Annotated in this window: 11 protein-coding genes and 1 tRNA gene; 6 read left to right on the forward strand and 6 right to left on the reverse strand. The window is 59.5% G+C overall.

Features of this window, described 5'->3' with window-relative positions; translation table 11 throughout:
- Window positions 1-56 precede the first annotated feature (56 nt).
- Window positions 57-761, forward strand: a complete 705-nt coding sequence (locus tag JG739_RS02630) for a glutathione S-transferase family protein (RefSeq protein WP_202365123.1) — start codon at window positions 57-59, stop codon at window positions 759-761.
- Between the two features lie 30 nt (window positions 762-791).
- Here the strand turns inward: JG739_RS02630 and JG739_RS35985 are convergent, their stop codons facing one another.
- Complete coding sequence (locus JG739_RS35985; RefSeq protein ID WP_274609420.1) at window positions 792-920, reverse strand: hypothetical protein; 129 nt, start codon at window positions 918-920, stop codon at window positions 792-794.
- Between JG739_RS35985 and JG739_RS35195 the strand changes: the two genes are divergently transcribed.
- On the forward strand, window positions 907-1233 hold the full coding sequence (locus JG739_RS35195; protein ID WP_244749670.1) for a hypothetical protein: 327 nt from the start codon (window positions 907-909) through the stop codon (window positions 1231-1233). The two genes, JG739_RS35985 and JG739_RS35195, sit on opposite strands and share 14 nt — an antisense overlap.
- 50 nt (window positions 1234-1283) lie before the next feature.
- Here JG739_RS35195 and JG739_RS02640 read toward each other — a convergent pair whose 3' ends face one another.
- Window positions 1284-1904: a nucleoside triphosphate hydrolase gene (locus JG739_RS02640; protein WP_202365124.1), complete on the reverse strand. Its 621-nt coding sequence runs from the start codon at window positions 1902-1904 to the stop codon at window positions 1284-1286.
- A gap of 282 nt (window positions 1905-2186) precedes the next feature.
- On the reverse strand, window positions 2187-3293 hold the full coding sequence (locus tag JG739_RS02645; RefSeq protein ID WP_202365125.1) for a hypothetical protein: 1107 nt from the start codon (window positions 3291-3293) through the stop codon (window positions 2187-2189).
- Window positions 3294-3652: 359 nt separating this feature from the next.
- On the opposite strand from JG739_RS02645, the gene JG739_RS02650 reads away from it, so the two are divergent.
- The 4 genes from JG739_RS02650 (at window position 3653) to JG739_RS02665 (ending at window position 8981) form a co-directional block, all read left to right on the forward strand.
- Entirely contained in the window at window positions 3653-4537 is an 885-nt protein-coding gene (locus tag JG739_RS02650; RefSeq protein ID WP_202365126.1) for a D-alanyl-D-alanine carboxypeptidase family protein, read from the forward strand.
- Between the two features lie 380 nt (window positions 4538-4917).
- A tRNA-Arg gene (locus tag JG739_RS02655) sits at window positions 4918-4994 on the forward strand.
- A 388-nt stretch (window positions 4995-5382) separates the two neighbouring features.
- The gene (locus tag JG739_RS02660; protein WP_202365127.1) at window positions 5383-7422 is read left to right on the forward strand and encodes a PIN-like domain-containing protein; all 2040 of its coding nucleotides are present in this window, start codon (window positions 5383-5385) and stop codon (window positions 7420-7422) included.
- Complete coding sequence (locus JG739_RS02665; protein ID WP_202365128.1) at window positions 7422-8981, forward strand: ATP-binding protein; 1560 nt, start codon at window positions 7422-7424, stop codon at window positions 8979-8981. Before JG739_RS02660 ends, JG739_RS02665 begins: the two co-directional genes overlap by 1 nt.
- Before the next feature lie 87 nt (window positions 8982-9068).
- On the opposite strand, the gene JG739_RS02670 is transcribed toward JG739_RS02665, so the two are convergent.
- From JG739_RS02670 to JG739_RS02680, 3 genes are read right to left on the reverse strand one after another with little or no spacing between them, the layout of a single operon-like run.
- Window positions 9069-10661: an ATP-binding protein gene (locus tag JG739_RS02670; protein WP_202365129.1), complete on the reverse strand. Its 1593-nt coding sequence runs from the start codon at window positions 10659-10661 to the stop codon at window positions 9069-9071.
- Entirely contained in the window at window positions 10658-12289 is a 1632-nt protein-coding gene (locus tag JG739_RS02675; protein WP_202365130.1) for a radical SAM protein, read from the reverse strand. The genes JG739_RS02670 and JG739_RS02675 overlap by 4 nt, the downstream gene beginning before the upstream one ends.
- On the reverse strand, window positions 12282-13307 hold the full coding sequence (locus tag JG739_RS02680) for a DGQHR domain-containing protein (RefSeq protein WP_202365131.1): 1026 nt from the start codon (window positions 13305-13307) through the stop codon (window positions 12282-12284). The genes JG739_RS02675 and JG739_RS02680 overlap by 8 nt, the downstream gene beginning before the upstream one ends.
- Between the last annotated feature and the right edge of the window lie 87 nt (window positions 13308-13394).

The following is a 13394-nucleotide window of genomic DNA, read 5'->3' on the forward strand; positions in this document are numbered from 1 at the left end:
CCATGCGCCACGACTGCCCGCTACCGCGCGAAAAAAATCCCCGCCCAGGAGTTTCGATGACCGACCTGTCCGCCTTTCCGATCGCCACGCGCTGGCCGGCCAGCCATCCCGACCGCCTCCAGCTCTATTCGTACCCGACGCCGAACGGGGTAAAAGTGTCGATCGCGCTGGAGGAACTCGGCCTGCCTTACGAGGCCCATGCGGTGCACATCGGCAAGGACGAGAACTCGACGCCGGAATTCCTGTCGCTGAACCCGAACGGCAAGATCCCGGCGATGATCGATCCGGACGGCCCGGGCGGCAAGCCGATCGGGCTGTTCGAATCCGGCGCCATCCTGCTCTACCTCACCGACAAGACCGGCCGTCTGATCCCGGCCGACCCGGCGCGGCGTTACGAAACCATCCAGTGGGTGTTCTTCCAGATGGCCTCGATCGGGCCGATCTTCGGGCAGGTCGGTTTTTTCCACAAATTCGCCGGACGCGAGATCGCCGACAAGCGGCCGCTGGCGCGCTATCGCGACGAATCGCGGCGGCTGATCGGTGTGCTCGAGACGAGGCTGAAGGGCCGCAGCTGGATCATGGACGACGATTACACCATCGCCGATATCTCGATGCTGGGCTGGGTGCGCAATCTGATCGGTTTTTACGAGGCAAGGGAACTTGTCGGCTTCGACGATTTTTCCCATGTCGCGGCATGGCTGGAGCGCGGCCTCGCCCGACCGGCGGTGCAAAGGGGTCTAGCTATCCCCGCCCGGGGCTAGCTCAACCGCAGGCGCCGAGAAGAGGCTGGGCTACTTTGTCTTGGCTTTGGATTTTGAGCCGCCCTTGCCCATGACGGAAGCGGCAAGGGATGCAGCGCTCTTGGCGGTGGCGACAACCGCGCCGGCCGCGACATTGGCCGTCGTTTTGACGGTGCGCATTGCGCTGCCTGCCATCGAGCCGCCGCTTGTCGACTTCCTCGACCTGGCCGGTTTTGCTGTGGCCTTGGCTGCCGTCGGCGTCACTTTCTTCGGTGCTGCCTTGCCAAAACTGGGTTTTGCATCCTTGGAACGGGCGGCGACGGCCGGGCCAGCGCCGGTCTTCGATTCGGTTGCCTTGGATTCAGTTGCCTTTGATCCAGCTGCCCTGGATCGCGTTGCCCTGCCCTTGCCGGACGCAGGCTTTCTTGCCTTGGTTGCCATCGGAGTAGCCATGGGACAGTTTTCCTCATGTCAGCATCATTGCCGTATCTGACATAACGGCCGGAAACTCCTAAGGTTCCCGGCGCGGGCCGTGCCTGCGAATCAGGCCTGAGCGCCGAGCACCAGGTCGGCGGGGCGGCGGCGGGCAAGCACGCGGTCGATGTTGGGCATGTCGTTGGAGGCGATCCAGGCGCGGGCGTCGTCGTCGGAGCGGCCATGCTCATGCCATCGCTCGAGCAGCCGGCGCTCGAGCTCGGCGCGCGGCACATCGACGAAGATCGAGAAATCGAACAGCGGCGCCAGTCGCGACCAGGGTTCCTCGTCAAGCAAGAGATAATTGCCTTCGACCAGGATGAATTTGGTGTCGGCAGCGATGATCGAAGCAGCGGCGCGAGACAGCTCCATGCTGCGGTCGAACACCGGAATGGCGATGTCGGGCTCGACGGCGCGGATGCGCTTCAGCAAGGTTTCGAAGCCGGCAAAGTCAAAGGTTTCCGGAGCGCCTTTTCGCGCGCGCAGGCCGCGCCGCTCGAGCACGGTATCGTCGTAATGGAAGCCATCCATAGGCACGATTTCGGCCGTGCCTTCCGGCAGCAGCTCATGCAGGCGGGCAGACAGCGTCGACTTGCCGGCGCCCGGAGGACCGGCGATGGCAACGACAAAGCGCCGCGCCTTGCCGGCGCGCTTGAAGATGGTGGCGGCGAGGTGGGCAATCTCGGACATCGGAGCTTTTCTGGCCTAAGTGTTTTGGATCGCATCTTGGCGATAGTTCGCGGGAATTTCAAACGCGGGATTGAAGATCGCCCATTGTCGAGGTCGCCGCCGCCTTTCCCTTCTCCCCTTGTGGGAGAAGGTGGATTGGCGCGCAGCGCCAAGACGGTTGAGGGGTGTTGGAAGGATCGCCGTCGGTGGCAAGCTGGAGCACCCCTCATCCGACCGAGCTTCGCTCGGCCACCTTCTCCCACAAGGGGAGAAGGGGAAGCAGCACGTGGCCGCTCGCCCCAGTTAACCAGAAACCGATCGACCAATCCGCAGAAAATCGCCGTCGAAAGCAACATCCCGCGTCGAACCGTCAGCCGCCGCAATCCGCATATGCCGCTGCTCGGTTGTGATGTCGCGCGGCGGCTCGCCGGCTTCTTGACTGAGGGGCAGGGCGCCGATGACGTGGCGGAACGAGACGGTGCCGCCAAGGGCAAAAGCGGTCGCCACCCCTTCTCGCTTCAGCCAGTTGTCGCCCAGCGACGCGGCATGGCCGAGCGCGGTGCGGCCGTCCTCGATGCCGAGCACGCCGCGATGGCGGCCGCTCCACGGCGCGTAGTCGCGCCCGCCATTGCTGACCCAAAACATGGTGACCGGCAGCTCGGCCGGGTTTTTTAGCACCAGAACGAGATCGGCTTCCGCCTTTCGCGCCAGCGCGGTCCAGCCCGGCCCGCCATGGTCGGCCTCGACCAGCGTGACAAAGTCCTCGCGCTCGAGGTCGATGCGATAGTCGGTCAGGTCGAGCGTGCCGCCATCGGCGGCGGGAAAACGCGTCAGGTCGGTGGAACGCCCGGGATAGGCGAAGCGAAACCGCCCGCGGGCCGGATCGGGCTCGAGCGGGTCGTCCGGCGTCGCCGCAAATCGCTTCGGCGAAAAAGCCAGCCTGCCGCCGTCCGTCATCACCGTCATCGGATGATGGGCGACGGAAATGCCGCCGGAACCGCCGGAAAAGACATGCTCCTGGTAGAGAAAGGCATGGTCGTCGCGCAGGATCAGGATCTTGTCGACCGTCGCGCCCAAAACCTTGTGCTGCAGCCTGAAAACGGCCCGCCAGCCCTCGGCAGTCGCCGCGGAGGCGACGACATCCCAGCGGCTGTTGGCCGGCCAGCCGTGCAAGGGCGCTTCCTCGACATCGCTGCGCGAAAACGGCGCGCATAAAAAATCGCCGGACAGGCGAACGGTGCCCTCGGGCAGGTCTGGCGGCAGCGTCTCGCGCGGCGCGTCGATCCACGGCGCGCGATGCAGCGGTTTTAGCCGGCGCCCGTCGATATCGACCGTCATGTCGGCGAGATGGCCGACGGTGAGATCGACCGTTACCGAAATGCCCTTTGCCCTGATCGTGAGCGTATCCATGGCGCACCTGCTGATTCTGCCGGCGCCAGCAAACCCGCTCGACGCCGGCTGCGCAAGCTGGGTGATGGGCATTTCACATCGGAGACGCCGGAGCACGCTGTGGGAGCGATCATTGCCGGCTGGCGGCGCTGCCCCTCATCGCCCTGCGGATGCCGGTTGCAGGACTTGGGTTCCTCGCCCCACGAAGTGGGGAGAGGAACCTAGGTCTTGCGAGGATGCCGGCAGGCAGGTGAGGGGCGGCCCCAACGCCCGGTGAATTCAAACTTGTGGCGATCGCATGCGACATCGGTTAACCAAATGGACGGCACCATTGGGTTAGGCTAGTTTCCCACTCGTTTCAGCAACAGCTTACCTTCAGAATGTCCAGACCGCGCCTCTTTCCGCTCATCCAGAAATTTGTCGCGGCGTTTGCGCTGCTGGTGCTCGTCGCCGGCTGCACGACGACGCCGACGGAGACCATGCTGGCGGTGCCAGCGCCGGCGCAGAAATATGCGGCTATGGTCATCGATGGCAGCGGCAGGACGCTGTTCGAGGCCAACTCGACGGCGCCGCGCTATCCGGCGTCGCTGACCAAGATGATGACGCTCTACCTGCTGTTCGAGGCGCTGGAGCAGGGCCGCATCAGCAAGACGACGCCGATCCCGGTTTCCGCCAACGCTGCCAGGCAGCCGCCGACCAAGCTGCGCTTCATGCGCGGCGAGACGATCGACGTCGATTCGGCGATCCGGGCGATTACCGTCAAATCGGCCAATGACGTGGCGGTCGCCGTCGCCGAATATCTCGGCGGCAGCGAACAGACGTTTGCCGCAATGATGACCGCCAAAGCGCGCCAGATCGGCATGCGCAGCACTGTCTTCCGCAACGCTTCGGGCCTGCCGGACGCCGGCCAGCTGACGACGGCGCGTGACATGGCGGTGCTCGGCACGGCGCTGCGCGCCCGCTTCCCGCAGCATTTCCACTATTTCTCGGAAAGCGATTTTATGTTCCGCGGCAGGCTGGTGCGCGGCCACAACGACATGCTCGGCCGCGTCCGCGGCGTCAACGGCATCAAGACAGGCTATATCAGAGCCTCAGGCTTCAACATCGTCACCTCCTACGACGCCGACGGCCGCCGGCTCATCCTGGTGGTGATGGGCGCCGACAGCGCGCGGCAGCGCAACGACCACGTCGAAGCACTGATCCAGCGCAACCTGTCGCCGGCGTCGAACACGACGACGAGGTTGCTGTACGCCGGTGAGCAGTGACGGGGGCGGCGGGGGGCGGGGGGCGAGCTCTTGATCGGTGGTTTCAACTTGACAGATGACGGCTATTATGCTAGGAATTTATTCATGGTGCTAATTTGCGCCCGCCGCCGAGGCGGGTTTTTCATTTCAGGCTTCGGCGCCATTCTTCATAGGTCCGATAAACCGAAGGTTTGCCGGCCTGCGGGCGTGCTTCTCGCACCTTCGAGGGTCAAGGCAGGCTCCAGATCGTGTACCTCCGTGGAATCCGGAAAATGCGTTATTCCGAGTTCGCAGCCCTGCCACCGGCCACTTGCCCGTTGAAGCCCGACCCGGCATCAGATAAGAAGCCGTGGCTGGCCGGTTTACCGGCTGGTTCGTTTTCCGGATTGTCGATCCTGAAAGCACCCGTAGCTCAGCTGGATAGAGCGCTGCCCTCCGAAGGCAGAGGTCACAGGTTCGAATCCTGTCGGGTGCGCCAAATTTAATGAACACGGATCGACCGCGCCTCATCGCCCGTTTTGTTCGGAAGCACCGCGGGAAGCATGACAGGTGGTAAGATTTTCGGTTTGGCGATCTGGGAGAGCCCCATTGGCTGTTAGGCCACTCTTCAAAGGGCAACCAGGCCGATATGGCTTGTCCCGCGGTATGCAGTGTCGACTTGCCATGGTGCCAGCCGCACATGGCGTTCGCCATTGTCGCGTTTCGTGCCATTCAGCCGTCGAAAGTGATCCAATCCTCATCGGCTAGCGGTGCTCTCTCGTACAAACCTCCTTTGGACGCCGCAAGGAGCCTAATTTCGTTGCACGCTTCGCTCTTGTTAATGTAACTGGAGATGAGGGCCCTCTCACCATCGATTCATTGCGGTAATGGGTTCTTTGTGGGTATGGGTGAGGGGGAATCCACTGCACATCCGTCAAAACCTCCGCGCTTTGGTAGAAGCGCTGCTGCGTCAGAAGGGCGAAAGCTTTTCTACTGAAAACCGCATAGGGCGGCGGCGCCAAACAGCGCCCTCTGCCGCACTGCAACTGCCGCGTCAGGCCGAGGATATCGAAGCCTTCGCCGTGCGAGCTGACAGCTTGCTACGCGCTACCAAGACCCGGGTCTATGTCGATACTTCACTCTTGATGTGGATGATCCGCATCGGAAGCACAGCAAGGAGGGAGTTCGTCACCTGGCTCGATGATGCCTGCGGGCAGCGAGTTCGGGTTCCGGCGTGGGCATCGCACGAACTGTATCGCCACCATATCAAACGGAAGATTTGCATCGATTTGCAAAAACAGCTTACCGAGCTGGAGAACGTCGCCAAGGCCAGTTTTGATGTACTGTGGCCGTTCTTGGATGAGCCGCTTGCAGGATCACCGAGCGCGCATGCGCAACGCGTTGAAGCGCGAGATACCTTGAGGGCTGTTCGTACCCTTACGGCCCGAGCCGCTGACTGGGAGCAAAACTACGACCGCCATGCTGGCGAGGTCATTTCATTCGTCAATGAGCACGCGCTCGAAGGAAGCGCCATCTTTGAATATTTCAATGATATCGACGTGATGGCTGCCGCGCGGTTTACCGGACGGATGCCCCCTGGCTTTCAAGACCGAAACAAGAAGGAGAGCACCGGGGAATCGGAAGAGAATGACGCCGACGAGAGTGTCGGAAGCAACCGATGGGGCGACCTGATGTTGTGGCGCGAGATTGTAGAGGACGCGCGCCTCTACCGCGCCGACGCAGTGGTGCTACTCACGAAGGACATTAAGAATGACTGGCGCATGGGAGGAACTCTTCCGCTCTCGGTTGCGACGGAGGAAAATCCAAAGCAGCATCGAATCGGTGCTCAGCCTGCCCACCCAATGCTAAGTTTCGAAGCGGCTCGACGGGCGGGTGTTCGAGAGGTTCTGTTGCTCGATCAACGACGGCTGGCCGGCGTAATGTCCGCGTCCGCGCCCTCGACTACTACTGCCTTCGTGACGGTTGCGCGCCCACCAGCATTGCCGCCCCCAAAGTCTCGCGATGAGCATCGTGCAGAGGAGATTGAACGTCAAACCGCGTTGCGTGACACTCTGCGAACGTCGCAGGCACATGCCGCGGGTGTCCGATTCCTGGATCCGCCCGGCGTCACCTTAACACCAGCGAAGCTCAAACGGGCGCTATTTGAAACACGCGATGCCGGCGCGATGCTAGATCCCGCCTTGCTATCTTTGGAAGCAGCTCTCGCGCAGTCGCTTCAGCATGATCAAGGGATCGAGGTTGTGATCTCGGAGGACCATCTCCGTCCCCTTACCGACGTTGGCCTCGTAGCTTTTGCGCGTCGATTGGGTCAGGCCGCGCGCCGGGATTCCTCCCGAAGCACAGCCACGATGGATCTAGCGACTATGCTAGAAAGCCTCCCGCCGGCGGTCGGTGGCTATATATATTTCGGGCTACTCGCTGCGATGTACTTCGGGGAAACCGACAATAATCTCCGTACCATCCCGGGGTCGCCGGCCGCCCAGCGACTGCTGTCGCTTCAGACCGCACCGTTCGCCAGACTTCCCCTCGAGGAGCTCCGTATTCGCGCAATGAAAGGCGAGCGCCTCCCTCTGTACCTACCCACCGCCAACCCCGTTTCAGTTGCGGTGCGCCTGCGAACCGATACTGATCTTGAGCAACCTAACGTCCTGCGGGCCATTTGGATCGGTGACCAACAGATCCTAACAGGGGCGCAAGGGGATCACGATCTTCAACTCCAGCATCGCTTCGCAGGACACTCGGCGACACTCGATCTTATCTTAGACCACCTGGCTGACTTGTATGTCCTGCCGCGAGGTCAGCTCATGGCGGAGACGGATGTGGAAGGGCCTTTCAACCTCGACCCGCTATTGGGCTTCAAGCCTCCCCAGGACGTGTGGGTAGATCCGACGCAGGAGAAAAACTGATGGCAGAACCTCGACGTGTATCAGTTCAGCCGTATTTCGGCGGGTTCATTCTCGAGACGCTCACTGTCGGTATGTACGGTGAATCCAAGAACGCCATCCGTGAATATGTGCAGATTGGATTCGACTCTATCCAACGGGCTATCGAGGAGCTCAAAATATTGCAGCCGGGCGAGGGGCTGATCCAGATTATCTTTGACGCTGACGCCGACGGGCTAAGGATACGCGACAACGGAGCCGGGCTTTCCACTAAGCAGGCAGTGCGCACGCTGGCCTCGATCGGGGCATCCAACAAGGACTATACGACGGACGCAGGATTTCGGGGCATTGGTCGTTTAGCGGGTATCGTCTTCAGTGATATAGTCGCCTTCACCACAAAGGCCGCCGGTGAATCCGAAGCGACAAAAGTAGTATTTGATGCAAAGGAAATGCGGCACTTGATGTCGCCGGCCCGAGGAAGCGAATTAAGCGCTCAGGCGCTTTTGGAGCGATGCGTTAGTGCAACAATCATTGAAGCAAAAGCTGAGGAAGCTCCATATTTCGAAGTTTCCCTGCGCGGGTTCACCGAGCAGCCTGAAGAGGTGAAATTGCCTTCGGCGATGGTCAGATTCATCTCTCAGGTTGCACCAGTGCCCTACAATACCGCGTTCCCATATCGACAGGCAATCCAAGATTTCGCCGCGCAATCCAACATACGCATCGATTCAGTTCGCGTATTGGTCGAGGAGTATGGAAAAGATCCAGTCGAGGTTAGCAAGCCTTACACGGCGCGATATGAGGTTCAAGACGCAGAGCGTTTGGTAGAGCTCACTGGTGTCGAGCCCTTCGTCTCGGCAACGAAGCGCTGGTGGGGATGGGTCGGGCGGAAAGATGTGCCCGGCTCCTATGTTGATGCGGATGTGCGCGGAATCCGAGTTCGCGCGAAGAACATTCAGATCGACGGCACCGACGTCGTTAGAGAAATATTTCAGCGACAGGCAAAATCCAATGCGCGATATCAAGACTGGACCATAGGCGAGATCTTTGTAGATCTTAAGGCAGTCGTTCCGAATGCCAGGCGTGACGGTTTTGAAGATACTAAAGCGTGGAAGGAAGTGCGCAAAGAAATCGCCGACACGGTATGCAAGGACGTCGGTAGCTGGGCACAAGAAGTCTCCAACAAGGGACAATTGACGCTTCAGACATTGACCGAAAAGAAAGAGAAATTCGCAGTCGGCCTGGAGGCCCTCCGCCGAACCGATTTCCGAAATAAGGATCGCACCCTCACCCTCTCCGCGGATGTTACCAAGCTTCAAGGCGAGGTCGCGCGTGCTTCAAAAAATGCGGAGCCGACGACGCTCGCTGCCCTTCAGCACCTCAATTCTCAACTAATCGATATCAAGACAGAAGCGGTTTCCCAAATTGCTGGGTCGCCCGCCGTCGACGCTGAAGCCGTTGAAGCCCAAGCGCGCGATACTCTTCTGACCGAGTTGCTGGTTCTGTTCGAAAGCCACCTTGAAGCGCCATGTCTCTCGGCGGTCCGCAATGTAATAAGGGACGAATACGATTGGCCCCGAGACTAAGTGCAAGGGCCTAGACGCATCAGCCCGACGCCGCAGCGCCGTATCTGAGTTGGCAGGCGCGGATGTGCTTGAGTATCGACTGACGCACTAGCCAGTTTCACCGTCTGCTCGAAGTCTATCCAATATCCTGTCAACGAGGGCTTTCGCAGCGATGCGATTGGACGAGCATTCATAAACGAGCTTGAACATATGTTCGTACATCGATCGCTGATGAGGAGGCAGGCGCGCGAGCGGAGATGCATCAGGCACACCGTCGCTCATCAGCGCGGCGATCTCGGCACGCAAATCCGTCACCCGAAGTAGGAGCTCCTCCGGTTTTTCGTCAGCCAGCAATTTCATTCCTGCGATTCTCTCCATTTGGAGAAGCGTGGATTCTGCGGAAACGACGAGTGCTTCGCAATCGGCTGGTGACAAGCTGCCCTGAGCTATAATGCCAATCTTTTGGGCAATACTCTCGCAATGCATCTCGAACTCGCGGAGCCATTTGCGTTTTATCGAACTCGTCCGGCACCGTCGTGCTATGTCGCGCGCTGTCGGCGTCAGATGATTTGTCAAATTGTGGAAATGCGCATTTTGCTCGAAGTGGTCGCGGCGACCATTCGGTACGATCCTTCTGTCGATGACGTGAACTTCACCCACTGACCAGACGTTGAATCGCGGCTCCGGATAAAGATCTTCCAGAAGTGAGTGGTCGCCCACTTGCACGTTGCCAGACCGAAGCCTGAGACCTTTGATCAACGCCCCGGTTGGAATGGCTCCCTCATATTCATGGTGCAGTATCCAAGCGACTGCAGCAATTTCGTTGTCGATGCCTGGAATCTTGATGATCTCCACGCTTTCGAAAGCGATAGCGTGCTTTTCATCGATGAAATGATCGCGGTGAGGTCTGTAGACAGGGGTCACAAGTCCTTCGACTCGAATATCGAGCTCGCCAAGTTCGACTAAAGGCCGAAGCGCGGATGTGATCTCTGCGCCGAACTTGAACTCGGGTGCAAAGGGGACTGGGGCCACCTGACCCAGATACTCCGCGACGGCGACTGGATTCATCAGGCGGTCGCTGCGCAAACGCAGGATTCCCTTAAGCTCAACTTCGAAGAAGCGCTCTGGGTACTCGCCGGCATCGATACGCTCGATACTGACAATACTGTGGATGAGGCCGGCCACACCACTATCCAAGGGCGTTGCGCGCAACGCCGCCTTCAGACGGAGACAATCCCAGCGAAGTTCCGAGACGAAGTTTTCGTCGGCAGTTCGAGACCGAAAAATCAATTCCTGCGTATATCCTAGGCCAGCGAGGCGCCCCACCCCGCGAAACCCCCTGGCGGACGTTCCGCGCTTAGCACTTCCACCAAGCGCTGTCAGCTTGCGTCCAAATTCTGGCCAAGGGACGCCGCTGCCATTGTCGCGAATGCGTACGCTGCGGGCCGCAGAGTCGATGGCGATTTCGACCCGTCCGGCTTCGTCAGGGGAGAGAACGCCTTGACGTCGAGCTTCATCGATCGCGTCGGCGGAATTCTGCACATACTCACGATAGACAGTCATCGGGTCGACATACATTGCGCTCGACACGAGTTCGAGGACATCGTTGCCGATCACGATGTCGTCTATCGCAACGCTGCCTGCCGTTGACAGGAGTTGCGCACCACGTTGCTCTGCGTTCGCTGTCCGATTGACCGTCACGCCGCGGCCCTTTCACGCGCCTTCGATTTCGCCGCGGACGGCGACCACATTTCCTCGTGATCAAGACCCGCATCTTCGACGCGCTCATCCTCGGGAAGACCCATGTGTGCAGTAACCTTTCCGCGCGTGAGCTGCTTCTGCGCTGCCCAGATGGCAAGGAGCTCATCCTTAGGCAGGGGCACGTAGAAATGGAGGGCCCGTTTTAGGCTTGTAGTTGTGGCATGATCAGGAAGCATCGCAAACTGGCGCGGATCACACGAGGAAAGCAACTCGACCAGTTCGGCCCGCTCCAAGGCGTCCAACTTGGCCACCTCGGCCTGATAATCTCCCAATCGCCCCTTCGGATCGGATCGCTCATACCAGTCACGGTTGAAAATAAAATCGTGCGGCATGAGAAGAATGCGCTCATAGTCCGCGAACGTGTCGCCAAAGGCGCGCTTGAAGAAGCTTGGCTCGCCGCTGACGATCCCGTGTGTCGCCTGAAGGATTATTTGCATCGACCGGAGTTGGTAGCGCGACCACTTGTCCCCGACATGCCCTCGATCCGGCCTATCTGTCGGCTGATAGCGCATTGGAAATGACCAAATTCGAACGCCCAGTTCTTCGTTGAGCGCTACGTTCAAGCGCATGCGCTCAAACAAGTCGGCAGGTCCGTCATGGAAATTGTAGAGCATATAATTTGACAATTCGGTCAAGCCGAACTCTGCCGCATACCGAACAGCCTGCTCGTACGGTTTCCGGACACCCAAATGGTCGAAAGCGATGCGAAGCGGCTTAAGGCAAATCGTTGCCAGCTCCCGCAAATACATCCGATCCTTGCAGAGAATGCGGGCGTCAACTCCTTGGTTGAAGTCGACTCGGCGCTGCACAGGGGTTCGCATACCGGCGCGCTGTAATTTTGCTCCTGGTGTGAAGCCAAGGTCGCGGATTTCAGCGATGATCTCCTTGAAGCGCGGTGAGGCAACTACGTTGTTGTCCATGAGCATAAGATCCTTCTTCGGACCGTAGTGCTCGTCAATCGCGCGGATGAGATCCGTCAATGATTCAGTATCGCGTTGCGCGCCTTCTAGCTTCGGAACGCCGCAGAAGTGACATTTCCGAATGCACCCGCGTGATGTGTAGGCGAAATAGGCGTCCCGAACGGGATACTGGTATTCGATCTGTGAAAGGATGTCGTAGTCCGGCACTAGATCCTCAATTGGCCTTCCGTCAACATCGTCGGCATAGATCTCCTCTGAAAACTCGTCGAGTTGGAGCGCCGCGGCTGGCGGAGCAGACAGCAGTCCCTTGATGAAGCGCACGCCGTGCCAACGACGCTCGGTCAGAAAGCGGTCGTGCATGAGCGATGCAGCAATTCCTCCAACAAAAACCTTGTCGGCTTGCCCGTTCGCCACTTCCAGAGCGAAGTCGATTGTTTGCGCAATTTTCGGGTATTCGAAAGAAAACAGCGTCGTGACGTAGATACGATCCCAAGCCTGCGAAAGAGCCGATCTGTCCTCGCCTTTTATGAATCGCACACGGTCACGCTTCCCGCGAGGACCGTGGTATTGGGCGATTTTCATTAGGCCGAGGGGCGGATATTTGTTCTTGTATCCTGGCTCTATGAGCAAAATGTTCTTGTTAGCCATTGACCACCTTGTACCGAGTACGCTTGCGGGCATCGCGGATGAAATCGACCGCGGCTTTCACGCCGCCCTGTCCGCCGAACCCCTTCAGCGGACCGGTCGTCGACCAGTCGATGGCCCTGGCGAAGTCGGCTAGGGCAGAGGTAAACGCTCGCCTGTCGCAAACACGACCGGCGTCGCGACATTCGATGAAAATGTCGGCGGCAATCCGCATCAGCGCGTACACGCCGATACCTTTTGTCAGCATGTGACGACGCGTGTCGGCCCACTCCTGCGGCAGGGTGGCGACCACAGCATTCCAAAAATCTAGGATGACCCGCACCGTCTCATCGGGCGAATGCGAGGAAAGGATCTCGGTCGCCTTCAAGAACTCATGGATAGCCTGCTGCATCATCCGCAGGGACACAATCCGCTTCAGGCCAGACGTCGTTTTGCCGCCCAGGTTGAGACGACGCTGCCAAGGGGAGTCTCCGGTGCTGTTCAGCTGGAGCGCGATGTATAATTCAGGGCGCTCTTCCGCCAACGCCTCGGAGAGTTGCGCTTCATGATAGTCCAGCAGGCTAGTGCTTAAGCCCTTTGCTTTGCTGTTAATGACGCTGAAAACGTCCATCTCCTCCCGCTCAGAAAGACCGATGAAGCACATGAATGGCAGCAGAATAGGCAGATCCCCCAGGTGACCGAGGCGGTGCTGGCAGTCCACCTGCGCCATGATCTTGCCAGCGGCAGCGGAGATTTCGAGCCTCACTGCACCGCCGGCCACTTCGACTACCTTCCAATCATTCTTCGCTGACGGGCGAAGGTTGAGGGTCAGTGGAATCGTCGAACTGTCGGGCTCCTTGATGTAGCGCCGGAAATCCTGGCTGTGGCGTTCATTGAAGGGCCGCTGATAGCCGCGCCCGCTGTCCTCATCGAGGATATCCGGGAAGCTCAACCGGTAAAGGAGATCAGCCGGGGCAAAGCCCAGCAACACAGGTCTATGCGCTGAACGCCCATGCAGGCATTCGATGACGATGGGTTCCAAAGCGAATCGCTCCAAGCCAAAGTGCAGCTTCAGACTGCACTTTGGCGAGCATATGAGTGCAGGTCAACGCGCTTCAGCGCAAGCCAG

It is taken from the genome of Mesorhizobium sp. L-2-11, from assembly GCF_016756595.1.
GTDB lineage: Bacteria > Pseudomonadota > Alphaproteobacteria > Rhizobiales > Rhizobiaceae > Mesorhizobium.